21 protein-coding genes are annotated in these 25,356 nt (G+C 67.2%); 15 read left to right on the forward strand and 6 right to left on the reverse strand.

What is annotated here, in order from left to right:
• Positions 1-10 precede the first annotated feature (10 nt).
• On the forward strand, positions 11-1,981 hold the full coding sequence (locus tag L0976_RS07820) for a 3-hydroxyacyl-CoA dehydrogenase NAD-binding domain-containing protein (protein ID WP_234186827.1): 1,971 nt from the start codon (positions 11-13) through the stop codon (positions 1,979-1,981).
• Positions 1,982-2,122: 141 nt separating this feature from the next.
• Here the strand turns inward: L0976_RS07820 and L0976_RS07825 are convergent, their stop codons facing one another.
• A complete protein-coding gene (locus L0976_RS07825; RefSeq protein ID WP_234186828.1) occupies positions 2,123-3,052 on the reverse strand; it encodes a LysR family transcriptional regulator in 930 nt (309 codons plus the stop codon).
• A 173-nt stretch (positions 3,053-3,225) separates the two neighbouring features.
• On the opposite strand from L0976_RS07825, the gene araD reads away from it, so the two are divergent.
• From araD to L0976_RS07845, 4 genes are all read left to right on the forward strand, one after another.
• Positions 3,226-4,968 carry an L-arabinonate dehydratase gene (araD, locus tag L0976_RS07830; RefSeq protein ID WP_234186829.1) on the forward strand — a complete coding sequence of 581 codons (1,743 nt, stop codon included), beginning with the start codon at positions 3,226-3,228 and terminating at the stop codon, positions 4,966-4,968.
• 168 nt (positions 4,969-5,136) lie between these two features.
• Positions 5,137-6,534, forward strand: coding sequence for a DUF2793 domain-containing protein (locus L0976_RS07835; RefSeq protein WP_234186830.1), 1,398 nt, complete (start codon positions 5,137-5,139; stop codon positions 6,532-6,534).
• A gap of 54 nt (positions 6,535-6,588) precedes the next feature.
• Positions 6,589-7,047 (forward strand): YbaK/EbsC family protein, encoded by a 459-nt coding sequence (locus L0976_RS07840; RefSeq protein ID WP_203317083.1) that lies wholly within the window; start codon positions 6,589-6,591, stop codon positions 7,045-7,047.
• Positions 7,048-7,278: 231 nt separating this feature from the next.
• Positions 7,279-8,571, forward strand: coding sequence for an NCS2 family permease (locus L0976_RS07845; protein ID WP_234186831.1), 1,293 nt, complete (start codon positions 7,279-7,281; stop codon positions 8,569-8,571).
• Between the two features lie 132 nt (positions 8,572-8,703).
• Here L0976_RS07845 and L0976_RS07850 read toward each other — a convergent pair whose 3' ends face one another.
• Positions 8,704-9,189, reverse strand: coding sequence for an ureidoglycolate lyase (locus tag L0976_RS07850; protein ID WP_234186832.1), 486 nt, complete (start codon positions 9,187-9,189; stop codon positions 8,704-8,706).
• 364 nt (positions 9,190-9,553) lie between these two features.
• Between L0976_RS07850 and uraH the strand changes: the two genes are divergently transcribed.
• From uraH to xdhC, 4 genes are read left to right on the forward strand one after another with little or no spacing between them, the layout of a single operon-like run.
• Complete coding sequence (gene uraH, locus L0976_RS07855; RefSeq protein ID WP_203317086.1) at positions 9,554-9,919, forward strand: hydroxyisourate hydrolase; 366 nt, start codon at positions 9,554-9,556, stop codon at positions 9,917-9,919.
• A 3-nt stretch (positions 9,920-9,922) separates the two neighbouring features.
• Positions 9,923-11,407, forward strand: coding sequence for a xanthine dehydrogenase small subunit (xdhA, locus tag L0976_RS07860; RefSeq protein WP_234186833.1), 1,485 nt, complete (start codon positions 9,923-9,925; stop codon positions 11,405-11,407).
• Between the two features lie 3 nt (positions 11,408-11,410).
• On the forward strand, positions 11,411-13,765 hold the full coding sequence (gene xdhB, locus L0976_RS07865; protein WP_234186834.1) for a xanthine dehydrogenase molybdopterin binding subunit: 2,355 nt from the start codon (positions 11,411-11,413) through the stop codon (positions 13,763-13,765).
• Positions 13,766-13,770: 5 nt separating this feature from the next.
• Positions 13,771-14,637 carry a xanthine dehydrogenase accessory protein XdhC gene (gene xdhC, locus L0976_RS07870; RefSeq protein ID WP_234186835.1) on the forward strand — a complete coding sequence of 289 codons (867 nt, stop codon included), beginning with the start codon at positions 13,771-13,773 and terminating at the stop codon, positions 14,635-14,637.
• Here xdhC and L0976_RS07875 read toward each other — a convergent pair.
• Genes L0976_RS07875 through L0976_RS07885 form a run of 3 tightly spaced genes read right to left on the reverse strand, consistent with a single transcriptional unit; the run spans position 14,606 to position 16,283 of the window.
• On the reverse strand, positions 14,606-15,034 hold the full coding sequence (locus L0976_RS07875; RefSeq protein ID WP_234186836.1) for a type II toxin-antitoxin system VapC family toxin: 429 nt from the start codon (positions 15,032-15,034) through the stop codon (positions 14,606-14,608). The genes xdhC and L0976_RS07875 overlap by 32 nt on opposite strands.
• Positions 15,034-15,288, reverse strand: coding sequence for a type II toxin-antitoxin system Phd/YefM family antitoxin (locus L0976_RS07880; RefSeq protein ID WP_234186837.1), 255 nt, complete (start codon positions 15,286-15,288; stop codon positions 15,034-15,036). Before L0976_RS07880 ends, L0976_RS07875 begins: the two co-directional genes overlap by 1 nt.
• Before the next feature lie 35 nt (positions 15,289-15,323).
• Positions 15,324-16,283, reverse strand: a complete 960-nt coding sequence (locus L0976_RS07885) for a LysR family transcriptional regulator (RefSeq protein ID WP_234186838.1) — start codon at positions 16,281-16,283, stop codon at positions 15,324-15,326.
• Between the two features lie 140 nt (positions 16,284-16,423).
• Here L0976_RS07885 and L0976_RS07890 point away from each other — a divergent pair, with 140 nt between their 5' ends.
• Both L0976_RS07890 and guaD read left to right on the forward strand, forming a co-directional pair.
• Positions 16,424-17,665 carry a urate hydroxylase PuuD gene (locus L0976_RS07890; protein ID WP_234186839.1) on the forward strand — a complete coding sequence of 414 codons (1,242 nt, stop codon included), beginning with the start codon at positions 16,424-16,426 and terminating at the stop codon, positions 17,663-17,665.
• On the forward strand, positions 17,662-19,005 hold the full coding sequence (gene guaD / locus L0976_RS07895) for a guanine deaminase (RefSeq protein WP_234186840.1): 1,344 nt from the start codon (positions 17,662-17,664) through the stop codon (positions 19,003-19,005). The genes L0976_RS07890 and guaD overlap by 4 nt, the downstream gene beginning before the upstream one ends.
• A 200-nt stretch (positions 19,006-19,205) precedes the next feature.
• Here the strand turns inward: guaD and bhcR are convergent, their stop codons facing one another.
• Positions 19,206-20,027: an HTH-type transcriptional regulator BhcR gene (gene bhcR, locus L0976_RS07900; protein ID WP_234186841.1), complete on the reverse strand. Its 822-nt coding sequence runs from the start codon at positions 20,025-20,027 to the stop codon at positions 19,206-19,208.
• Positions 20,028-20,340: 313 nt separating this feature from the next.
• Here bhcR and gcl point away from each other — a divergent pair, with 313 nt between their 5' ends.
• From gcl to L0976_RS07920, 4 genes are all read left to right on the forward strand, one after another.
• Positions 20,341-22,128 carry a glyoxylate carboligase gene (gcl, locus tag L0976_RS07905; protein ID WP_234186842.1) on the forward strand — a complete coding sequence of 596 codons (1,788 nt, stop codon included), beginning with the start codon at positions 20,341-20,343 and terminating at the stop codon, positions 22,126-22,128.
• 70 nt (positions 22,129-22,198) lie between these two features.
• Positions 22,199-22,978 (forward strand): hydroxypyruvate isomerase, encoded by a 780-nt coding sequence (gene hyi, locus L0976_RS07910; RefSeq protein ID WP_203317097.1) that lies wholly within the window; start codon positions 22,199-22,201, stop codon positions 22,976-22,978.
• Positions 22,979-23,012: 34 nt separating this feature from the next.
• Complete coding sequence (locus L0976_RS07915) at positions 23,013-23,897, forward strand: 2-hydroxy-3-oxopropionate reductase (RefSeq protein WP_234186843.1); 885 nt, start codon at positions 23,013-23,015, stop codon at positions 23,895-23,897.
• Between the two features lie 159 nt (positions 23,898-24,056).
• Entirely contained in the window at positions 24,057-25,325 is a 1,269-nt protein-coding gene (locus L0976_RS07920; protein ID WP_234186844.1) for a glycerate kinase, read from the forward strand.
• The last annotated feature ends 31 nt before the right edge of the window (positions 25,326-25,356 follow it).

Consider the following 25,356-nt stretch of genomic DNA (forward strand, 5'->3'; position numbering starts at 1 on the left):
GCTTGCCGGCATGTCCGAGATGCGATTTTCGCAGAGCGTTTCCGCCCGCCGAAAGGACGGTGTCCTCGTCGTCGTCATCGACAACCCGCCGGTCAACGCCCTGTCGGCGCATGTCCGCTCCGGCCTCGTCGCGGCGCTGGATCACGCCGCCGGCCAGCCGGACATCGCCGGGCTCGTCCTTTCGGGCGCGGGCCGCATTTTCATCGGCGGGGCTGACATCACGGAGTTCGGCAAGCCGCAGGTCGAGCCCGCGCTTCCCGACGTCGTCAGCCGTATCGAGGCCTTCGGCAAGCCGGTGGCCTGCGCCGTGGAGGGGGCCGCGCTGGGTGGCGGCTGCGAGGTCGCGCTCGCCTGCCACGGGCGCATCGCCGGGAAGAACGCCGCCTTCGGCCTGCCGGAAGTCAAGCTCGGCCTCGTCCCCGGCGCCGGCGGGACGCAGCGCCTGCCGCGTCTGATCGGCACCGTCGCGGCCGTCGATCTCATCGGAACGGGACGCACGGTCAAGGTGGAGGAAGCCGTCGCCCTCGGCCTTGCCGACCGCATCGCCGCCGATCCTCTCGCCGTGGCGATTGCGGCCGTGCGCGACCTTGCCGGACGGCCGCTCCGCCGGACCGGCATGCTCGGCGTCGCCCCCGCGGATGCCGCCGCCCTCGACGCGGCGGAAGCCAGGATCATCGCAAGGAGCCGCGGCCAGGCCGCCCCCGCGGAGGCCGTTCGCCTCGTGAAGGCGGCCGGCGGGCTCGGCCTTGCGGAGGGACTGGCCGAGGAGCGTGCCACGTTCCTGCGGCTGCGCGATTCCGCCCAATCCACTGCCCTGCGTCACGTCTTCCTGGCCGAGCGCGCCGCCGGCAAGGTCGAAAGGCTCACCGGCACTACGCCGCGGCGGATCGATACCGTTGCGATCGTCGGCACCGGGCTGATGGGCTCCGGCATCGCGGTCTGCGCGCTTGCGGGCGGCTACCGCGTGATCGCGCTGGAGCGGACGCGGGAGGCCGCCGATGCCGGACGCGCCCGCATCGTCGGGCTTCTCGACAAGGCCGTGCAGGCCCGGCGTCTGACCGGGGAGGGGCGCGATGAATGCCTCGCCCGGCTCGAAACGACCGCCGCGCCCGCCGATGTCGCCGCGGCCGATCTCGTCGTCGAGGCCGTCTTCGATGACCTTTCGGTCAAGACGGACCTGTTTCGGGAACTCGACGGCATCGTCGGGCCGCAGGCCATTCTGGCGACCAACACGAGCTATCTAGACCCCGATGCCATCGCCGCGGCGACGGCCGATCCCTCCCGCGTGGTGGGCCTGCACTTCTTCTCGCCTGCCAATGTCATGCGGCTCGTGGAGGTCGTCGATTGCGCGGCGACCGCGCCGGACGTGCTGGCGAGCGCGCTTGCCTTCGCCAGGCGCCTCGGCAAGCTTCCGGTCGTCTGCGGCGCCACGGAAGGCTTCATCGGCAACCGCGTCTTCTCCGCCTACCGGCGCGAGGCGGAATTCATGCTGGAGGACGGCGCCCTGCCGCACCAGATCGATGCCGCCCTGGAGGCCTACGGCTTCCCGATGGGCATCTTCGCCGTCAACGACATGGCGGGCCTCGAGATCGCCTGGGCGCGCCGCAAGCGGCAGGCCGCCACCCGCGACCCCCTGGAGCGCTATGTCGAGATCGCCGACAGGCTCTGCGAGGCGGGCCGCCTCGGCCGCAAGAGCGGGCTTGGCTGGTATGCCTATCCGGGCGGGGAGCGCACCGTCGATCCCGCCGTGACGGCGGTGATCGAAGCGGCGCGGGCGGCGAAGAACATCGCCCCGCGCCACTTCACCGAAAGGGAGATCATCGACCGCCTTCTCAAGGTGATGGTCGACGAGGGAACGGCGCTCCTTGCCGAGGCCGTCGCGGCTCGCCCCGGCGACATCGATCTCGTGATGATCAATGGCTACGGCTTCCCCGCGCACAAGGGCGGTCCGATGTTCGCCGCCGGGAAGGTGCACGCCTGATCGTGCGGGCGGACGAAAGCAGGTCTTCCGCTTCGTCCTGTTCACGATCTCGGACGAATTCCCCGCCATGAATGCCGCCTGCCTGACGGTCGACGGCGCGTCCTCCATCACCCCTGACGGGCTCTTCTGCGGGTGTGAGGATCAGCGGATGGCACGCGGCATTTCCGCCTCGATCAGCGACAGGAAGCGGTGGGCGAGCGGGGAAAGCAGCGCGCCCTTGTCGAGGATGAGGTTGTAGGCGGGCACGCTGGCCGGCCGGGCCATGTCGAGCGTGACGATGCGCATGCCGAGGTCCTCGGCCATCAGCAGGCCGGCGACCTCGCGCGCGAAGGGAGCGATGGCATCGGTCCGCGCGACGGTCGCCAGCGTCAGCAGCGCCGAGGCGGAATAGGTCACCCGTTCGGGAAAGTCGGCCCCTTCGGCCCTGAAGGCGTCGACCACCGTCGACCAGATCGGCGAGCCGGCCGGCTGGATGATCCAGTCATAGGGTGACAGGTCCCGGAAGGCGAGCCTGCCGCGCCCGGCGAGCGGATGGCTTTTCCGCACGGCGAAGCTCAGCACCTCCTCGCCGATCGGGCGCACGTCGTAGGCCGCGGGGTCGTCGGTTGCGCTGAGGCGCGCCAGCACGAAATCGTATTCGCCGGCGCGCATGCGCTGCATCAGCGTGAGGCTCGGCTCGACATCCACCTGGAGCTGGGCCTGCGGCGCCTGCGCGCGCAGCGCCACCGAGGCGGGCAGCACATAGGCGATGGCCGCCGCCGTCACCGCGCCGATCCGCACCCGGCCGCGCAGGCCGTCCGCCACCTCGCGGATGTCGCGGCCGATATTCTCCACCTCCGCGACAACGCGGCTCGCGCGGGCCGCCAGCACGTCGCCGAACTCGTTGAAGACGAAGCCGTGCGCGTTGCGCGTGCAGATCTGCTGGCCGACGAGCGCCTCGATGTCGGCGAGCGTGCGCGAGGCGGCCGGCTGCGAGATGTTCATCTCCTCGGCGGCAAGGCTGAGCTTGCCCTTGCGCTTGAGGGCATCGATGAACCGGAGCTGGTTGAGCTTGAGGAAGTGCGCTTTCATCGCGGCCAGTCTAGCGGCGGCGTTATCATGACGCAATTGATATGCAATGATCCGGATTGATGATTTGACTGTTATGTGAGTTCCGCGTTTCCCTGTAGGTCACAGGGAGGATGGCGATTTGCGCGCGAGCGCGCGTTCCGCATCGCCCGCAGAACAGAAAGCAAGGCACGACAATGACATTCAAACCCTCCCCCTGGCCGCGCAGGCTGCGTTCGCAGGAGTGGTACGGCGGCACCTCGCGCGACAACATCTATCACCGCGGCTGGCTGAAGAACCAGGGTTACCCGCACGACCTGTTCGACGGACGCCCGGTGATCGGCATCCTCAACACCTGGTCGGACCTCACCCCCTGCAACGGCCACCTTCGCGAGCTTGCCGAGAAGGTCAAGGCCGGCGTATGGGAGGCGGGCGGCTTTCCGCTGGAGGTTCCGGTCTTCTCGGCCTCGGAAAACACCTACCGGCCGACGGCCATGATGTACCGCAACCTCGCCGCGCTCGCGGTGGAGGAGACGATGCGCGCCCAGCCGATCGACGGCGCGGTGCTGCTCGTCGGCTGTGACAAGACCACGCCCTCGCTTCTGATGGGCGCGGCCTCCACCGACATCCCCTCCATCGTCGTCACCGGCGGGCCGATGCTGAACGGCTGGTTCCGCGGCGAGCGCGTCGGCTCCGGCACGGCGCTCTGGCAGATGTCGGAGGCGATCAAGGCCGGCACGATGAGCAAGGAGGACTTCCTCGACGCCGAGCAGGCGATGAGCCGCTCGTCGGGCACCTGCAACACGATGGGCACGGCCTCCACCATGGCCTCCATGGCGGAAGCCCTCGGCATGGCGCTGTCCGGCAATGCCGCCATCCCCGCCGTCGACAGCCGCCGCCGCGTGATGGCGCAGCTCACCGGCCGCAGGATCGTGCAGATGGTCAAGGACGACCTGAAGCCGTCCGACATCCTCACCCGCGAAGCCTTCGAGAACGCCATCCGCACCAACGGCGCCATCGGCGGCTCGACCAATGCCGTCGTGCACCTCCTGGCGCTCGCCGGCCGGGTCGGCATCGATCTGACGCTCGACGACTGGGACCGCCTCGGCCGCGACGTGCCGACCATCGTCAACCTCATGCCGTCGGGCAAGTACCTCATGGAGGAGTTCTTCTATGCCGGCGGCCTGCCGGTGGTGCTGAAGCGCCTCGGCGAGGCGGGTCTCCTCCACAAGGAGGCGCTCACCGTTTCCGGCGAGAAGATCTGGGACGAGGTCAAGGACGTCGCCAACTGGAACGAGGACGTCATCCTGCCGGCGGAGAAGGCGCTGGCGCGGCAGGGCGGCATCGCCGTGCTCAAGGGGAACCTCGCGCCGAAGGGCGCGGTGCTGAAGCCCTCCGCCGCAACCGCCTCGCTGATGGTGCATCGCGGCCGCGCCGTCGTCTTCGAGGACATCGACGACTACAAGCGCAAGATCGACGATCCCGATCTCGACATCGACGAGACCTGCGTGATGGTGCTGAAGAACTGTGGCCCGCGCGGCTATCCGGGCATGGCCGAGGTCGGCAATATGGGCCTGCCGCCCAAGGTGCTGAAGAAGGGCATCACCGACATGGTGCGCATTTCCGATGCCCGCATGTCCGGCACCGCCTACGGCACCGTCGTGCTGCACACCAGCCCGGAAGCCGCTGCCGGGGGGCCGCTCGCCATCGTGCGCGACGGGGATTTCATCGAGCTCGACGTGCCGAACCGGCGCCTGCATCTCGACCTTCCGGAGGGCGAGATCGAGCGCCGCCTTGCCGAATGGAAGAGCCCGGTCGAGCGCCCCGCCAGCGGCTACGGCATGCTCTACCACGACCACGTCACCGGGGCCGATACCGGGGCCGATTTCGACTTCCTGCGTGGCGCCCGCGGCAACGCGGTGCCGAAGGATTCGCACTGACCGGCAAGGCGGTCCCCCGGGATCGCCCTTCGGGAAATGCGGCGGCCGTCCATCCGGCCGCCGCGCATCTGTTCCCGCCGACGGACAGGCTTTTCGAAGCCGCGTTTTCCCCGCCTCCAGCCAGCCTCCTATACTCGTCGGGAACCGACAAGACAGGAGCCTGACGAAATGGACGCGACCGAAAACCTCAACCTTCCCTATATCCTGCCCGCGCAGGCACAGAAGCACGTCACCCATAACGAGGCGATCAAGGCGCTGGATGCGATCCTGCATCTCGCCGTCCTCAGCCGCACCCTTTCGAGCCCGCCGGCAAGTCCGGCCGGCGGGGATCGCTATATCGTGCCGGCCGGCGCGGGCGGCGCCTGGACCGGCCAGGCGAAGGCGGTCGCCGCCTTTCAGGACGATGCCTGGACCTTCTATCCGCCGCGCGCCGGCTGGCTTGCCTATGTGCTCGACGAGAACGTCATGCTGGCCTTCAAGGGCGGCGCCTGGGCGCCCGCCAGCTTCGACATCACCCTGCCCGACAGGATCGGCATCAACGCGACGGCGGATGCGACGAACCGGCTGGCCGTCGCCTCGCCGGCCTCCCTCTTCACCAACGACGGCGCGGGGCACCAGATCAAGGTCAACAAGGCGAGTGCCGGCGATACCGCCTCGCTGCTCTTCCAGACCGGCTGGTCCGGCCGCGCCGAGATGGGCCTTGCCGGCAGCGATGCCTTCCGCGTCAAGGTGAGCGCGAACGGTTCGTCCTTCGTGGACGCCATGGTGGCGGATCCGGCGACCGGGCGCGTCAGCTTCCCCGCGGGCGTGGTGGGCCTGCGGCCGCAGCTTTCCGCAAGCCGCACCTACTACGTCGCCGCCGGCGGCAGCAACGGCAATGACGGCCTGACGGCGGCCACGCCCTTCGCCACCCTGCAAAAGGCGGTGGACGAGGCGCACGGGCTCGATTGCGCCAGCCACGACGTGACGATCCAGCTTGCCGACGGCAGCTACGCCGGCGCGACGGTCGCCCGCCCGCTCCTCGGCGGCGGCACGCTCTTCATCAAGGGCAACGAGACGACGCCGGCCTCCGTGGTGCTCACGGGCGGCCTCGTCCTTTCCAACGGCGCGCAGCTGCGCGTCTCCGGCATCCGCATCGCCATTGCATCGGACCTCGTGCACGCACTTTCCGTCGGCAACGGCGTGAGCCTCAGGCTCGGCAAGATGGAATTCGGCGCCGTCGGCGCGAATGCCGACCACATCTTCTCCGACAATCCCTGCCGGATCGTGCTGGAGGAGAATTACGCCATCACCGGCGGCGCGCGCCGGCACATGAATATCGGGGCCGGCCTGCTGGTCGGGGAGGGCCGCACCTTCACGCTGACCGGCACGCCGGCCTTCACCCAGTTCATCGCGGCCCGCAATTCGGGAACCGTCTCGCTGCTCAATCCGGTGATCGTCGGCAGCGCCACCGGCAGCCGCTACATCGCCGAGACCAACGGCGTCATCAACACCTTCGGCAAGGCGACGACCTTCCTGCCCGGCTCGGCCACAGGCTCCAACCCCTCGGGCGGCATCTATGCCTGACCTGCCGGTCCGGCGGCTCTTGCATCGGGGCCGCCGGACTGGTTATGACAGGCCATGTCGCTCGAATCCGTCCGCACCTTCTTCGCTGAGAACGCCCCCGATATCGACGTCCTCGTCACCGAGCAGAGCTCGGCGACCGTGGCGCTGGCCGCCGAGGCGCATGGCGTGGCGCCCGCGCAGATCGCCAAGACCATCTGCCTGCGCGTCGGCGAGGAGACCGTGCTGATCGTCGCGGCCGGCACGGCGCGGCTGAGCAACCGCAAGTTCAAGGACCGCTTCGCCGCAAAGCCCCGCATGCTGGATGCCCAGGAGGTGGTCGCCGTGACGTCGCATCCCGTCGGCGGCGTCTGCCCCTTCGGCCTGCCTTCGCCCCTGCCGGTCTATTGCGATATGTCGCTGCGCGCCTTCGACGAGGTGGTGCCGGCGGCCGGCGCCACCAACGCGGCGGTGCGCATCGCGCCGGAACGCATGGCGGGCCTCGTGGCCGGCGAATGGGTCGACGTCTGCGAATGACGCTGCGGCGGGCTTTGCCGCCGTGAAAGAGTTTCGCGAAAATCCGGGGGAATGCCCGGCTGGCGCTGGCGCGCGGGAACCCGCATTATGACGAAACTGTGATCACGGTGGCCTGTCTCTTTCGGACCGCCGCGCACAGGCGCGGAAGGAACCGCGAACGGGCTGCTGGAGGAGCATTGGCCCGGATCTATCGCAAGGCGGCGCTACCGGCGCCCGCCAGGGGGAGAAAACATGTTTGAACGGCTTTTCAAGCTGAGTGAGCACGGCACGTCGGTGCGCACCGAGGTGATCGCGGGTCTGACGACCTTCCTCACCATGTCCTATATCATCTTCGTCAACCCGGACATCCTGTCGACGACGGGCATGGACCGGGACGCCGTCTTCGTCGCGACCTGTCTTGCCGCGGCACTCGGCTCCATGGTCATGGCGACCGTCGCCAACTGGCCGATCGGCATGGCCCCCGGCATGGGCCTCAACGCCTTCTTCGCCTTCACCGTCGTGGCGGCGCTCGGCTTCACCTGGCAGCAGGCGCTCGGCGCGGTCTTCATCTCCGGCGTCATCTTCGTCATCCTCACGGTGACGGGCGTGCGCAGCTGGCTGATCGAGGGCATACCCCATTCGCTCAGAAGCGCCATTGCCGCCGGTATCGGCCTCTTCCTCGGCATCATCGCCCTGAAGAGCTCCGGCATCGTCGTCGACAACCCGGCGACGCTCGTCGGCCTCGGCGACCTCAAGCAGACCGGCCCGCTGCTCGCCATCCTCGGCTTCTTCGTCATCGCCGTGCTTGATGCGCTGCGCGTCAAGGGCGCGATCCTGATCGGCATCCTCGTCGTCACGATCCTGTCCTGGATCCTCGGCGTCAGCGAGTTCCGCGGCATCGTCTCGGCGCCGCCGTCGATCCTGCCGACCTTCCTGCAGCTCGACATCGTCGGCGCGCTGCATGGCGGCCTGCTGCATGTCATCCTCGTCTTCGTGCTCGTCGAGGTCTTCGACGCCACGGGCACGCTGATCGGCGTCGCCAAGCGCGCCGGCCTCATCCAGGAGGGCCAGAAGAGCCGCCTCGGCCGCGCGCTGCTTGCCGACAGCACGGCGATCGTCGCCGGCTCGCTGATGGGCACGAGCAGCACCACCGCCTATGTCGAGAGCGCCTCGGGCGTCCAGGCCGGCGGCCGCACGGGCCTCACCGCCTTCGTCGTCGCCATCCTGTTCCTCGCCGCCCTCTTCATCTCGCCGCTCGCCGCCTCTGTGCCAAGCTATGCGACGGCCCCGGCCCTGCTCTATGTCGCCGGCCTGATGATGCGGGAACTGACGGAAGTCGAGTGGGAAGACCTTACGGAAGCGGCCCCGGCCGCGCTCACCGCGCTCGCCATGCCCTTCACCTACTCCATCGCCAACGGCCTTGCCTTCGGCTTCGTCAGCTATGTCGTGCTGAAGTTCTTCACCGGCAAGTGGCGCCAGATCCACCCGGCAACGGCCATCGTCGCCGCCCTCTTCGTCATCCGCTTCGCCTTCTTCGCGGAATAGGACAGGACACGCATCCAAGAGAAAGGGCCGCGCTCACCGCGCGGCCCTTTTTCGTTTGGGAATCTGAATGCGGGCACGAAAAAGCCGGCCCGTGGAGGCGGGCCGGCGGATCCGTGAGCCCCGGTGGGCGGCTCAGCGGATCAGGAACGCTTCCTCGTAGAAATGCTCCTCGAGATTGACGCCCTCGCCGCCGCGGTCGACCACGGCGAAGTCGGAGGGCTTGTCGAGCGGGGTCAGGATGCCGTGCCAGACGTTGCGGCCGATATTGACCCCCTGGCCCGGCGCGGTGCGGAAGGCGAGCGGCTCGGCCGGGCCGTTTTGCGTCTCCTCGGCGACGACCACCAGGAAGGTGCTGTCGCTGAGCGGGATGAAGGCCTGGCTGCCGAGCGGGTGGCGCTCGACCATCCTGAGCTCCAGCGGCAGCGGATAGGGCTCGCCGCGCAGCAGGCTGATCATCGGCCGCGCCTTCTCGCCGGTCGTCTCGATATGCGCAAGGTCGTGGTAGCGCACGCACTTTCCCGCATTGATCGGGAAATTGTGCGCGCCGTCCTGCTCGATGACCTGGCCGAAAGGCGCGAAGGCCTCGCGGGTCAGCGGTTTGATCTCGATGGTCTTCATGGATTTCCTCCCTGGGCCGGAATGGCCGGACATGGCGCCGGCGGCATGCCGTGCGGATCAACGTTGCGGCGGCGACAGGGTGGGGAGGTTCCCTCTCGCGCCGATGACTATCACAGTTTTGCCGCGCTCGCAGCAGGGACGTGGCCGCGAGATGCGGCCTCCATCGTCCGAGCTGCGCCGCCGTTCGCGTCGCGCGCCCGTCACGGGGAGCGCTTCCGGACGGCTCCGGCAGTGAATGTCTAACCCGAAAATCGCGCGCGCCATTCCCCCGGAAAATTTGAAAGTCTCGAACGATCTTTCCGCTTTTCAGTGGAAACGGGCTGGCGGATAGTGATTGCAGGCGCATTGTGCTCGGGAGGAAAACATGCAGTCTCATTCGCACGGAGCCGGCCGGCTCACGACCCACGTCCTGGACACCGCCCGGGGCAAGCCGGCGGAGGGCCTGCGCATCGATCTCTACCGGGTCGAGGGCGATGCGTTCCACCACCTCAAGACCACCGAGACGAACGACGACGGCCGCTGCGACGCACCGCTGCTTTCGGGCGAGACGATGAAGGCCGGCACCTACGAGCTGCGCTTCCATGCCGGCGACTATCTCGGCCGCACGGGCGACGGCCCGCTCTTCCTCGATATCATCCCGATCCGCTTCGGCCTTGCCGACGAGGGCGCGCATTACCATGTACCGCTTCTCGTCTCGCCCTTCAGCTATTCCACCTACCGCGGGAGCTAACCTATGGCGGCTGCGACGATCCGCTCGGAACTGCGTTTCATCCTCAACGGCAAGGACGTGTCCCTCAGCGACGTCGCGCCGGACCAGACCCTGCTCGACTGGCTGCGCCTCTCCCGCCTGCTGAAAGGCACGAAGGAAGGCTGCGCCGAGGGCGACTGCGGCGCCTGCACCGTGCTGGTGGGACGCCTGACGCCGGACGGCGGGCTGGTCTATGAGGGCGTCAATGCCTGCATCCGCTTCCTCGGCTCGCTGGACGGCTGTCATGTCGTGACGGTCGAGCATCTGGCTGCCGCCGACGGGCGCCTCCATCCCGTGCAGCAGGCCATGGTGGATTATCACGGCTCGCAATGCGGCTTCTGCACCCCGGGCTTCGTCATGTCGCTCTATGCGCTCTGGATGAAGACGCCGAACCCGGGCGACCGCGAGATCGAGACGGCCCTGCAAGGCAATCTCTGTCGCTGCACCGGCTACGAGCCGATCCTGCGCGCCGCCCGCGCCATCTCGACCTATGGCGGCACGGACAGGGACCCGCTGCTTTCCGAACGCGAGACCATGATCGCCCGCCTCAAGGGCATGCGCGACGGCGCCCGCGTCGAGATCGGCGAGGGCAAGCGCCGCTTCATCGTGCCCGCCGGCCTGGACGACTTCGCCGCCGTGCTGGAAGCCTCGCCGACCGCGACGGTCGTCGCCGGTTCCACCGACGTCGGCCTCTGGGTGACGAAACAGATGCGCGACATCGCGCCGGTGGTCTTCATAAGCGGGCTCGACGAGCTGAAGTCGATTTCGGTGAAGGACGGCACGGTCTCCATCGGCGCCGGCGTCACCTATAGCGAGGCCGTCTCGGTCCTCGCGCAGCATATTCCGGTGCTCGCGCCCCTGATCCACCGCATCGGCGGCCAGCAGGTGCGCAACATGGGCACGATCGGCGGCAACATCGCCAACGGCTCGCCCATCGGCGATACGCCCCCCGCGCTCATCGCGCTCGGCAGCACGCTGACCTTGCGCAAGGGCGCCGAACGGCGCACCATCTCCCTGCAGGACTTCTTCATCGCCTATGGCAAGCAGGATCGCCAGCCGGGCGAATTCGTCGAGGCCGTGCATGTGCCGGTGCCGGCGGCCTCCGAGAAGGTCGCCATCTACAAGGTGACCAAGCGCCGCGACGAGGACATCACCGCGACGCTCGGCGCCTTCCGCCTGGCGCTGGCCGACGACGGCACGGTGGCGGCGATCACGATCGCCTATGGCGGCATGGCGGCGACGCCGAAGCGCGCCTTCGCCGTCGAGGCCGCGCTCCTCGGAAAGCCCTGGACCGAGGCGACCGTCGAAGCGGCCATGGAGAAGTACGCTGAAGATTACGCGCCGCTGACCGACATGCGCGCGACCGCCGAATACCGCGCGCTGGTAGCGAAAAACCTGCTTCTGCGGTTCTTCGTGGAAACCACATCCGGCGCGGCGAGCGCGCAGGTGCAACGATACGAGGCAGCGTGAGCCATGAACAAGCATACGACCGACCTCAAGGCCGAGAAGATCACCGGCGGCGTGCATGCGAGCCCCCGCCATGACTCCGCCCACAAGCATGTCGCCGGCACCGCCGTCTATATCGACGACATCACCGAGCCCGCCGGCACGCTGCATGCCGGCCTCGGCCTTTCCACCGTCGCCCATGGCGTGCTGAAATCCGTCGACCTCTCGGCGGTGCACGCCGCCCCCGGCGTCGTCGCGGTGCTGACGCACGAGGACATTCCCGGCGTCAACGACATCTCGCCCTCGGGCATGCACGACGATCCGGTGCTCGCCGCCGGCAAGGTGGAGTTCCACGGCCAGCCGATCTTCTGCGTCATCGCCGAGACGCGCGAGGAGGCCCGCCGCGCCGCCCGGCTCGCGAAGATCGAATATGAGGAACTGCCGGCCGATATCGACATCTGGGACCTCGACCAGTCCACCCACCGCCAGGTCTTCCCGCCGCTGACGCTGAAGCGCGGCGATGCGGCGGCGGCGCTCGAAGGCGCCCCGCGCCGCGTGAAGGGCCGCATGCGGCTCGGCGGGCAGGATCATTTCTATCTCGAAGGCCAGGTCTCGCTCGCCGTGCCCGGCGAGGACGACGAGGTCCTCGTCCACTGCTCCACCCAGGGGCCGAGCGAGACGCAGCACATGATCGCCCATGCGCTCGGCGTGCCGAGCCATGCCGTGACGGTGGAGGTGCGCCGCATGGGCGGCGGCTTCGGCGGCAAGGAGACGCAGGCCAACCAGTGCGCCGCGCTCGCCGCCATCGCCGCCAAGAAGCTGAACCGCGCCGTGAAGGTGCGGCTCGACCGCGACGAGGACATGGTCGCCACCGGCAAGCGGCACGACTTCGCCATCGACTACGACGTCGGCTTCGACGAGGAGGGCCGCATCCTCGCCGTGGACTACACCTTCGCGCTTCGTGCCGGCTTTTCGGCCGACCTGTCCGGCCCGGTGGGCGACCGGGCGCTGTTCCACTGCGACAACGCCTATTTCTTCCCGCATGTCCATGCCAGGACGGCGCTGCTGCATACCAACACGGTGTCGAACACCGCCTTCCGCGGCTTCGGCGGCCCGCAGGGCATGGTGGGCGCCGAGCGCGTCATCGACGAGGTGGCCTTCGCCGTCGGCAAGGACCCGCTCGATATCCGCAAGCTGAACTTCTACGACGAGATCGGCGTCGAGGGCACGCGCAACGTCACGCCCTATCACCAGAAGGTCGAGGACTGCATCATCCAGCGTATCGTCGCCGAACTGGAGCAGAGCGCCGACTATGCCGGCCGCCGCAAGGCGATCGCCGAGTTCAATGCGAAGAGCCGCATCGTCAAGCGCGGCATCGCGCTGACGCCGGTCAAGTTCGGCATCTCCTTCACCAAGACCGAATCCAACCAGGCCGGCGCGCTGGTGCATGTCTATACCGACGGCTCCGTGCACATGAACCATGGCGGCACGGAAATGGGCCAGGGCCTGCACCTGAAGGTGGCGCAGGTCGTGGCGGAAGAGTTCCAGATCGACCTCGACCGGGTGAAGATCACCGCGACGACCACCGCCAAGGTGCCCAACACCTCGCCGACCGCCGCCTCCTCGGGCGCCGACCTCAACGGCATGGCGGCGCAGAATGCCGCCCGCCAGATCAAGGACCGGCTGATCGATTTCGCCGCGGAAAGCCATCAGGTGCCGCGCGACCAGGTCGTCTTCCTGCCCAACCGGGTGCGCATCGGCAATGCCGAGATTGCCTTCAACGATCTCGTCAGGCAGGCCTATGTGGCGCGCGTCCAGCTTTCGGCGGCCGGCTTCTACAAGACGCCGAAGATTCATTGGGACCGCTCCAAGGGCCGCGGCCATGCCTTCTACTACTACGCCTATGGCGCGGCCTGCTCGGAAGTGTCCGTCGATACGCTGACCGGCGAATATGTCATCGAGCGCACCGATATCCTGCACGATACCGGCCGCTCGCTGAACAGGATCATCGATATCGGCCAGGTCGAGGGCGGCTTCATCCAGGGCATGGGCTGGCTGACGACGGAGGAATTGTGGTGGGACGGCAAGGGGCGGCTGCGCACCCACGCGCCCTCCACCTACAAGATCCCGCTCGCCTCGGACCGCCCGAAGATCTTCAACGTGGCGCTCACCGACTGGTCGGAAGCCTACGAGCCGACGATCCACCGCTCAAAGGCGGTCGGCGAGCCACCGCTGCCGCTCGGCCTTTCCGTGCTGCACGCCCTGTCGGATGCGGTGGCGAGCGTGGCGGACCACAAGGTCTGCCCGAAGCTCGACGCTCCCGCGACGCCCGAGCGCGTGCTGATGGCCATCGAGCGGCTGAAAGCCGGTAAAAAGGTGTAAAAACAATGCCCGCCGCGCGCGAAGACATCCGGGATTTCCTGCGCCGCGAACCGGCGGTCATCCTGGTCGAAGTGACGGGAGCCGCGGGCTCCACGCCGCGCGACACCGATGCCTGGATGCTCGTCTCCGAGCGGTCCATCTTCGCGACGATCGGCGGCGGGCAGCTCGAATACATGGCCATCGACCAGGCGCGGCGGGCGCTGCGTTCCGGCCTTGCCGCCGAGCCGATGAACGTGCCGCTCGGCCCGGAGATCGGCCAGTGCTGCGGCGGCCGGGTCGGCCTTGCCTTCACCGCTGTCGGGCCTTCGCTGGCAAGCGACCTCGTCGCCCGCAGCGAGCGGGAAATGGCGGCGCGCCCGCATGTCTATGTCTTCGGCGCCGGCCATGTCGGCGATGCGCTCGCCATGGCGCTCTCGCTCGCGCCGCTGCGCGTCATCCTCGTGGATACGCGCGAGGACGAGCTGATGGCCTCCACGGTGCCGCGCATCGAGACGTGCCTCACCCCCATGCCCGAGGCCGTGGTGCGCGATGCGCCCGCCGGCAGCAGCTTCGTGATCCTCACCCACGACCACGCGCTCGATTTCCTCATCGCCGCCGAGGCGCTGAGGCGCACGGATGCCGCCTATGTCGGCATGATCGGCTCGAAGACGAAGCGCGCCACCTTCCGCAACTGGCTGTCGCGCGAAAGCGGCTCGCCCCGCCTCTTCGAAAAGCTCGTCTGCCCCATCGGCGGCACCGCCCTCAAGGACAAGCGCCCCGCCGTCATCGCCACCCTCGCCGCCGCCGAGATCACGACGGCGGCGCTGTCATGGACGGCGGCGGACGGGAGAGCGGCGCTGGTCAGTCTTCCGGAAGGTCGTGCCAGGGGTTGAGGCAGGCGACGCCGAGCGGCGTGAAATCGCCGACATTGCGCGTCACGAGAACGAGGCGACGGGCAAGGGCGGTCGCCGCGATCATCGCATCGGCCGTCGGTCTCTTTTCCGCGGTCGGCAGCCGGCCGGCCAAAGTCGCAGCTTCCGTGTCGAACGGCAGGATGCGGTCTTCGAAGGCGGGCAATACTTTTGCCGTCAGCCAGCGGGACAGATCGTCCGCGAAAGCCGGATTGCGCGTGCGTTCGCGCTCGATCCCGAATTCGATCTCCATGAGCGTAATCGTCGAGAGATAGGCGGCGCCCACGTCGAAGGCCTGGAGGAATTTCCGGAATTCGGCGGTCTGGCGCTCGGGCCTGCGCGAGGCAGAGACGACATTCGTGTCCAGCAGGAACGCCATCAGAGTTCGATATCCCGCCCCGCGAAAGTCGTCCGGGCGGGATCGAAGTCCTCGTCGAATGCCGATGTTTCGTCGCTGAGCGCTTCATAGAGGCTTTTCGACTTGCGCCAATTCTCCTCGAATGCGGAATAGCGCACCAGCACATAGCTCGCCTCGCCATGTTCGGTGATGACGAGGGGGCGTTCGCTTGCCGCCTTCTTCGCCTTGCTCGGATTCTGGTTGAAGGCGGCACTGGTCATGTAGGTGAAACGCATGGCTGCCTCTCCTAGTATATTTTGCGGGAAATATACTATTCTTCGCCGCCGGCTTCAAGCGCCTCGAACGCCGCCGGCTCCTCGTCGAGCAGCCTGCCGATCAGCCGCTGACAGCGCTCCGCCATGAAATCGATCATCAGGCGGACCTTCGGGTCCTGGAAGCGCTTGTGCGGGTAGATCGCGGCGAGCTGCACGGAGGCGGGCGGGCTGTCCTTCAGGATCTCGATCAGCCGTCCTTCCTTCAGGTGGTTGTTCACCTCGAAGCGCGGCTTGTTGATGATGCCGCGGTCCTCCAGCGCCCATTGGGTGAGCACGTCGCCGTCGTCGCTGTCATAGGGGCCGGCGACCTCGAACTTGCGCGGGCCCTCGGGCATCACCAGCGTCCAGTAATATTCCTTCGAGCCGGGATAGCGCAGCAGGAGACAGTCGTGCCTGTCGGCGATCAGCGCGTCTGCATTCGCGGGCATGCCGCGGCGCGCGAGATAGGCGGGCGAGGCGCAGAGCACGCGCTCGCATTTGAGGATGCCGCGCATGCGCAGGTTCGAATCCTCCAGCACGCCGAGCTTGAAGGCGACGTCCACGCCCTCGGCGAGGATGTCGACATTGTGGTCCGACAGGCGCACGCGCACCTCGATGTCGGGATACTTGTCGTGGAATTCCGGAATGCCCGAGGCGATGAGCCGGCGGCCGATGCCGAGCGGAGCGGTGATGCGCAGCGAGCCCTTGGGGTTGCGCGACAGGTCCGCGATCGCCGCTTCCGCCTCGTTCACCGCCTCGATGATCTTCACCGCGCCGTCGTAGAACACGCGGCCGTGCTCGGTCGGCGAGAGCTTGCGCGTGGTGCGGTTGAAGAGGCGCACGCCGAGATGGCGCTCCAGCTCCTTGATGCGGTTGCTGGCGACTGCAGGGGTGACGCGCTGGTCGCGCCCTGCCGCGGAAAGCGTACCGAGTTCGACCACGCGAACGAAGACGCGTACATTATCGAGATAGGACATGGCCCTTTCTACCACATCGGCGTATGGAGCAAAGTAGGCTCCATCTTTTAGTTTTTTTTGAAAGTGTTGGTGATTCACCGGGATTTCCGGGAAAATCACTTGATGGCAAACAAGCCCATGGAAAATGGGTGGAGGTCCCTATGTACGAATATGCCATTGCCTGGGATTGGGTCATGTTCGCCGTCCGCTGGCTGCATGTGATCACGGCCATCGCCTGGATCGGCTCGTCCTTCTATTTCGTCGCCCTCGACCTGGGCCTGAAGAAGCATCCCGACCTGCCGCCGGGCGCCTATGGCGAGGAATGGCAGGTCCATGGCGGCGGCTTCTACCATATCCAGAAGTACCTCGTGGCGCCGGCCAAGATGCCCGAGCATCTCGTCTGGTTCAAATGGGAAAGCTACGTCACCTGGCTCTCCGGCTTCGGCATGCTCTGTCTCGTCTATTACGCGGGCGCCGACCTCTACCTGATCGACCCGAATGTGCTCGACGTCTCCAAGCCGGTGGCGATCGCCATCTCGCTGGCCTCGCTCGCCTTCGGCTGGATCCTGTACGACCTGATCTGCAAGTCGCCCTTCGGCAACGACAACACGCGGCTGATGGTGGCGCTCTATTTCATCCTGGTCGTCGTCGCCTGGGGCTATACGCAGCTCTTCACGGGTAGAGCCGCGTTCCTGCATCTCGGCGCCTTCACGGCGACGATCATGTCGGCGAACGTCTTCTTCATCATCATGCCGAACCAGCGCATCGTCGTCGCCGACCTCATCGCCGGCCGCACGCCCGATCCGAAATACGGCAAGATCGCCAAGCAGCGCTCCACGCACAACAACTACCTGACGCTGCCTGTGCTGTTCCTCATGCTGTCGAACCACTATCCGCTGGCCTTCGGCACCGAGTTCAACTGGATCATCGCCTCGCTCGTCTTCCTGATGGGCGTCACCATCCGGCACTACTTCAACACCCGCCATGCCGATGCCGGCAACCCGACCTGGACCTGGCTTGCCACGGCCCTGCTCTTCGTCGCCATCATGTGGCTCTCCACGGTGCCGAAGATCCTGACGGGCGAGACGGCCGATGCGAAGGTCTCGGCGACCGCGCAGCCCTTCATGACGGCGGAAGCCTTCCCGAAGGTGCGCGACACCGTGCTCGGCCGCTGCTCCATGTGCCATGCCAAGGAGCCCGGCTGGGAAGGCCTGATCGCGCCGCCGAAGGGCGTCGTCCTCGAAACGGATCACGACATCGCCAACCACGCGCGCGAGATCTATTTGCAGGCCGGCCGCTCGCACGCCATGCCGCCGGCAAACGTCACGCAGGTCTCCGACGAGGAGCGCAAGCTCTTCGTTGCCTGGTACGAAAGCGCCGTCAGCGGGGAGAAGACCCAGTGAGCGATCTCCTGATCCGCGGACGGGTACTCACCTTCGTCGCCGAGCCGCAGGGCATCGACGACACGGCGGCCTGGCGCTACTTCGAGGACGGCGCCGTCCTCGTGCGTGGCGGCAAGGTGGTGGACACAGGCGATCATGCTGTCATCAGCAAACTCGCCGGCGCGGATGTCGAGGTGGCCGATCACCGGCCGAACCTCGTTCTGCCGGGCCTTATCGATACGCATCTCCATTTCCCGCAGACCCAGGCCATCGCCTCCTACGGCGCGCAGCTCCTCGAATGGCTGAACACCTATATCTTCGTCGAGGAGCAGAAATTCGCCGATGCCGCCCATGCGGGCGCCGTTGCGGACCGCTTCTTCGACGAGCTTCTGTCGAACGGCACCACCACCGCCGTCGCCTATTGCTCGGTGCATCCCGAGAGCGTCGACGCCTATTTCTCGGCGGCCGAGGCGCGAGGCATGCGCATGGTCGGCGGCAAGGTGATGATGGACCGCAACGCGCCCGACGCGCTGCGCGACACGCCGCAGAAAGGCTATGACGAGACGAAGGCGCTCATTGCGAAATGGCACGGCCGCGGCCGCGCGCACTATGCGATCAGCCCGCGCTTCGCCATCACCTCGACGCCGGAGCAGATGGAGATGAGCCAGGCGCTCGTCGCGGAAAATCCCACCTGCTACGTCCAGACCCACCTTTCGGAAAACCACGACGAGATCGCCTTCGCAACCTCGCTCTATCCGGAAGCGAAGGACTATACGGACATCTACGCCCGCTACGGTCTCCTGAACGAGCGCATGCTGCTCGGCCACTGCATCCATCTCAGCGACCGCGAAATCGGCGTGCTCGCCGAGACCGGCAGCGTCGGCGTCTTCTGCCCGACGTCGAACCTCTTCCTGGGGTCCGGCCTCTTCGACCGCGATCGTTTCGACAAGGCCGGTGCGCGCTGGTCGGTGGCGACGGATGTCGGCGCGGGCACCAGCTTCTCCATGCTGGAAACCATGGACGAGGCCTACAAGGTGCTGCACCTTCGCGGCCAGAAGCTGACGCCGTTCAATTCCTTCTACCGCATGACGCTGGGCAATGCCCGGGCGCTCGGGCTGGAGAAGCATATCGGCTCGCTCCATGCCGGGGCGGATGCGGATATCGTCGTGCTCGATTCGAGCGCCAAGACGGCGATGGAATATCGCATGCGCACGGCGAAATCGCTGCTGGAGGAACTCTTCATCCTCCAGACCATGGGCGACGACCGCTGCGTTGCGGAAGTCTATGTCGCCGGCAAGGCGATGAAGGGCAAGGGCGCAAAGCGCGCGGCGGCCGCAAGCCGCCTGCTCGAAACCGCCTGACGGATTCTGGGGCGCATTTGCCCCTCATCCGGCCTGCCGGCCACCTTCTCCTTGGCTGCGGGGAGAAGGAAACGCGTGGCATGGTTTCCCGTCTCGCTGCCCAAACTGTTTCAGGAAACCGGCGCACCATCTTCCTTCTCCCCGCTTGGGGGGAGAAGATCGCGGCAGCGGGATGAGGGGCCCGCGCGTTCCTCGGCTGACTACGCCAGCCGTCCCCCCATCGCCCGCGTCACGCCCTCCGCCGCCGCGCGCACCACCGGGCCGAAGGCATCCACCTTGCTGTCGGGAAGCCGCACCGCCGGGCCGGACACCGAGATGCCGGCAACCGCCTCGCCATATTCGTCGAAGATCGGCGCCGCCACGCAGCGCATGCCGAGCGTGTGCTCCTCGTCGTCGATCGACCAGCCGCGGGCGCGGATCCTGCCGATGTCCTCCAGCAGCGTCGGGATCGTGTCGCGGGTCTTGTCGGTGAAATGCTGCAGCGTGCGGCCGGTAAGCAGCGCCTCGATCCGGGCGTTCGGCCAGGTCGAGAGGATCGCCTTGCCGATGCCGGAGGCATGGATCGGCCCGCGCCGGCCGGGGCGGAAGAAGGCGCGCATCGGCGCATGGCTTTCCACCTGCGAGATGAAGACGACGTCGCCGTCGTCCTCGATGGCGATATTGGCGGTCTCGCCGCATCCTTCCATCAATTGCTTGAGGAACGGCCGGCTGATCGTGCCGAGCTTGCGGAAGCGCAGATAGGCGGTGCCGATCTCGAAGGCCTTGACGCCGATCGTCCAGGCGCCGGTCTCCCCGTCATGCGTCACCATGCCGTGCTGGGCGAGCGAGGTGAGCAGCCGGTGCACGGTGGAGGGCGCCATGCCGGACGCGTCCGCAAGGTCCGTCAGCGCCGCGCCGTCGGCCGCCGCCACCAGATCGAGCAGCTTCAGGCTCCGGTCGAGCACCTGCACCGAGGAGGGCGCCGCGTTTTCCGCCGGTTTGCGCCCCGGTCGCCCGCGCGTCTTTTCCTGATGCTCCGCCATGCTCCGATTCCCGATCCCTCTGTCGCGGTAACCCCCTCATCCGCCTGCCGGCTCCTTCTCCCCGAGGGGAGAAGGAGAAAGAGGAGATGCCGCCATTCTTCCTTCTCCCCGGCGGGGAGAAGGTGGCCCGAAGGGTCGGATGAGGGGCTCGTACGCCCGTATCTCCATCCGCTTCATGCCATAGCCCGATTGCGCCGATTGTTCCAGTTTCGTTGAAAATGTTTATTTCCGCATGATGGGATTTATTTCCATTTTATGATTACGCTGAAACGCGGATGCGCTACCCTCCCTCTCAAGAGACGGAGGAAAACCCATGGCTAAAATGCGTGCTGTCGACGCGGCGGTGCTGGTTCTGGAGAAGGAAGGCGTCGATTGCGCCTTCGGCGTTCCGGGCGCTGCGATCAATCCCTTCTATTCGGCGCTGAAGGCGCGTGGCTCGGTCCGCCATATCCTCGCCCGCCATGTCGAGGGCGCCAGCCACATGGCCGAGGGCTATACCCGTGCCCGCGCCGGCAATATCGGCCTTTGCATCGGTACGTCCGGCCCGGCCGGTACCGACATGATCACCGGCCTCTATTCGGCCTCCGCCGATTCGATCCCGATCCTCTGCATCACTGGCCAGGCGCCGCGCGCCCGCCTCGACAAGGAAGACTTCCAGGCGGTCGATATCGCCAAGATCGCCGCGCCCGTCACCAAATGGGCCGTCACGGTCATGGAGCCGGGCCTCGTGCCTTACGTCTTCCAGAAGGCGTTCCACACGATGCGTTCCGGCCGTCCCGGCCCTGTTCTCATCGACCTGCCGATCGACGTCCAGCTCGCCGAGATCGAGTTCGATATCGACGCCTACGAGCCGCTGACGCCCTACAAGCCGGCCGCCACCCGCGCCCAGGCCGAGAAGGCGCTGGCCATGCTCAATGAATCCGAGCGTCCGCTGCTCGTCGCTGGCGGCGGCATCATCAATGCGGATGCCTCGGACCTCCTGGTCGAGCTTGCGGAAATCACCGGCGTTCCGGTCATCCCGACGCTGATGGGCTGGGGCGTCATCCCGGACGATCACCCGCTGATGGCCGGCATGTGCGGCCTCCAGACCTCGCACCGCTACGGCAATGCCACGCTGCTCGCCTCGGACTTCGTCTTCGGCATCGGCAACCGCTGGGCGAACCGCCACACCGGCAACATCCCGACCTATACGGAAGGCCGCAAGTTCATCCACGTCGACATCGAGCCGACCCAGATCGGCCGCGTCTTCACGCCGGATTTCGGCATCGTCTCCGATGCCGGCGCCGCCCTTCAGGTCTTCGTCGAGGTCGCCACGGAATGGAAGGCGGCGGGCAAGCTGCGCGACTGGTCCGGCTGGGCCGGCGAATGCCGCGAGCGCAAGCGCACCATGCTGCGCAAGACCCATTTCGACCAGATGCCGCTGAAGCCCCAGCGCGTCTACGAGGAGATGAACAAGGCCTTCGACCGCGACACCTGCTACGTCTCGACCATCGGCCTCAGCCAGATCGCCGGCGCGCAGTTCCTGCATGTCTACAAGCCGCGCAACTGGATCAATTGCGGCCAGGCCGGCCCGCTCGGCTGGACGCTGCCGGCAGCGCTCGGCGTGCGCGCCGCCGATCCGGACCGTCCGATCGTCGCGCTGTCGGGTGACTACGACTTCCAGTTCCTCATCGAGGAGCTTGCGGTCGGCGCCCAGCACAAGCTGCCCTACCTGCATGTGGTCGTGAACAATTCCTATCTCGGCCTCATCCGCCAGGCCCAGCGCGGCTTCAACATGGACTTCGAGGTCTCGCTCGCCTTCGACAACATCAACGCGAATGCCGATTCGGAAGCCGGCTACGGCGTCGATCATGTCGCGGTCGCCGAAGGCCTCGGCTGCAAGGCCATCCGCGTTCGCAGCGCCAACGAGTTCCAGGAAGCCTTCAACACGGCGCAGAAGCTGATGAAGGAGCACCAGGTTCCCGTCGTCATCGAGTTCATCCTCGAGCGCGTCACGAACATCGCCATGGGCGCCGACATCAACGCTGTCGTCGAGTTCGAGGAACTGGCAGAACGCGGCGAGGATGCGCCGACGGCAACGCTGGCCGCGCTGCTGGATTGAGGGCAAGCAATTCCAGGAAAAGTGTGAAGCGGTTTTCCGTTCGGAATTGCGCTTCAAGAAGGAGAGAACCATGCCGAAATTTGCGGCCAACCTGACCATGCTCTTCAACGAGGCGCCCTTCATGGAGCGCTTCGCCCTGGCCGCCAGGGCCGGCTTCGAGGGGGTCGAATATCTCTTCCCCTACGATTTCGACAAGGACGCGATCCGCGCCGAACTCGACAGGCACGGCCTGACGCAGGTCCTGCACAACCTGCCGGCCGGCGACTGGGCCGGCGGCGAGCGCGGCATCGCGGTCCTGCCGGATCGCGTCGACGAGTTCCGTGAAGGCGTGGCCAAGGCCATCGACTATGCCACGAAGCTCGGCTGCAAGCAGGTCAACTGCCTGTCGGGCATCGCGCCGGCCGGCGTGCCGGACAGCGTGCTGCGCGCCACCTTCGTCGCCAACCTCAAGCTGGCGGCGTCGGAACTCGGCAAGCACGGCATCAAGCTCCTGATCGAGCCGATCAACCATTTCGACATTCCGGGCTTCTACCTCAACACGCCGGACCAGGCGGCCTCGATCATCGCGGAGGTCGGCTCCGACAACCTCTACATCCAGTACGATCTCTACCACCAGCAGCGCACCGAGGGCGAACTGATCGGCACCTTCAGGAAGCACCAGGCGCAGATCCCCCACGTGCAGCTTGCCGACAATCCGGGGCGCAACGAGCCGGGCACCGGCGAGATCGCCTGGCCCTTCGTGTTCAGGACGCTCGACGCGCTGGGCTACGACGGCTGGATCGGCTGCGAATACAAGCCGCGCACCACCACCGCGGAAGGTCTCGGCTGGCTGGCCGAAGTCGGCCGCTGAGCCGGACATCATTTCAAGATTGGGAGTTTAGATCATGGCAAATATCGGCTTCATCGGCCTCGGCATCATGGGCACGCCCATGGCGCGTCACCTCCAGGATGCCGGCCACACCGTCATCACCTCGAAGTTTTCGGTCGCGCCGCGTCAGGAACTTCTCGACAACGGCCTGAGGATCGTCGACAGCCCGAAGGCGCTCGCCGAGACCGTCGACACGATCATCCTCATGCTGCCGGACACGCCGGAAGTCGAGGACGTGCTCTTCGGTGAGAACGGCGTCTCCTACGGTCTTTCGGCCGGCAAGCTCGTCATCGACATGAGCTCGATCTCGCCGATCGCGACGAAGGAATTCGCGAAAAAGATCCGCGCGACCGGCGCCGAATATGTCGACGGCCCGGTCTCGGGCGGCGAGGTCGGCGCGAAGAACGCCTCGCTCTCCATCATGGCGGGCGGCTCGCAGGAGAGCTTCGACCGGGCGCTGCCGCTCTTCCAGCTCATGGGCAAGAACATCACGCTCGTCGGCGATTGCGGCGACGGCCAGGTGACCAAGGTCGCCAACCAGATCATCGTGGCGCTCACCATCGAGGCGGTCGCCGAAGCCCTCGTCTTCGCCTCCAAGGCCGGTGCCGATCCGGCGCGCGTGCGCGCGGCGCTGATGGGCGGCTTTGCCTCCTCGCGCATCCTCGAAGTGCATGGCGAGCGCATGGTCAAGCGCACCTTCGATCCGGGCTTCCGCATCTCGCTGCACCAGAAGGACCTGAACCTCGCCCTTCAGGGCGCCAGAACGCTCGGCGTCGCGCTGCCCAACACGGCATCCACGCAGGAGCTTTTCAATCAGTGCGCGGCCCACGGCGATGCGGGCCTCGATCACTCCGGTCTCGTCACCGCGCTGGAGCGCATGGCGAACCACGCCGTCGCATGACGGCCTGGCCGGGCGGGGAGGGGAGCCCCGCCCGGTCACCCCATCCTGAGGAGGAGAGACAGCCCCTCGTCCCGCCGCGCCGTCTTGGAGGAGACGGCACTGGCTTGCGGATGAGGGGCTGTGTTTATATGAGCTATCCGCATGACCCGGAGGAACCCCATGCCGAACATCGCCGACCCGCGCGCCTTTCTCGAACATCTCTTTTCCGTCGCGGTCGATGCGGCCGATCCGGAAAAGGTGCTGGCCGCCAACCTGCCGGAAAAGCCGAAGGGCCGCACGGTGGTGATCGGCGCCGGCAAGGGCGCCGCGCAGATGGCCCGCGCCTTCGAGCGCCTGTGGGATGCGCCGCTGACGGGCGTCGTCGTCACGCGCTACGGCTATGCGGTGCCCTGCGAGCGGATCGAGGTGCTGGAAGCGGCCCATCCGGTGCCGGACGACAGCGGGCTTCTCGCCTCCGGCCGGCTGATGGCCGCCGTGCGGGGCCTCACCGAGGACGACCTCGTCGTCGCCCTCGTCTGCGGCGGCGGCTCGGCGCTCCTGCCCGCGCCCGCCGGCGACCTGACGCTCGCCGACGAGATCGCCGTCAACAGGGCGCTGCTCGCCTCCGGCGCGCCGATCAGCGCCATGAACGCCGTGCGCAAGCAGGTCTCGCGCATCAAGGGCGGCCGGCTGGCCGCGCTCGCCCATCCCGCCCGCGTCGTCTCGCTGGTCGTCTCCGATATTCCCGGCGACAATCCCGCCCTCGTCGCCTCCGGCCCGACCATCGCCGACGAGACGATCCGCGCCGATGCCCTCCGCCTCATCGAGCGCTACCGCCTCGACCTGCCGGAGGCCGTCATGCGCCATATCGAGGGCGGCACGGACGAGCCGCCGCTGCCCTCCGATCCGCGCTATGCCCGCAACGAGGTGAGGCTCGTCGCCTCCGCCGCCGTCTCGCTGGAAGCCGCCGCCGCCGCCGCGAAGGAAGCCGGCATCGAGGCCGTCATCCTCTCCGACGCCATCGAGGGCGAAGCCTGCGAAGTCGGCCGCGTGCATGCCGCCATCGCGGCGGAAGTCGTGCGCCGCGACCGGCCGTTCCACAAACCTGTCGTCATCCTCTCGGGCGGCGAAACCACCGTGACGATCCGGGGCAAGGGCAAGGGCGGCCGCAACGGCGAGTTCCTGCTCTCCTTCGCCTGCGCCGCCGACGGCCTTCCGGGCCTTCATGCGCTCGCCGCCGATACGGACGGGATTGACGGCTCGGAGGACAATGCCGGCGCCTTCGCCGACGGCACCACGGTCTCGCGCCTCGCCGACAAGGGCAAGGACGCCGCCGAGTTCCTGTCGCGCAACGATAGCTGGACCGCCTTCGACGCTCTCGGCGACCTCTTCGTGCCCGGCCCGACCGGCACCAACGTCAACGATTTCCGGGCGATCCTGATTCAGTAGTCCAAGCGGGAAAGCTCCGGCACGCCGGAGC

Origin of the sequence: Shinella sp. NM-101, assembly GCF_021401195.1 — a bacterium.
In the GTDB taxonomy this organism is placed as follows: domain Bacteria; phylum Pseudomonadota; class Alphaproteobacteria; order Rhizobiales; family Rhizobiaceae; genus Shinella.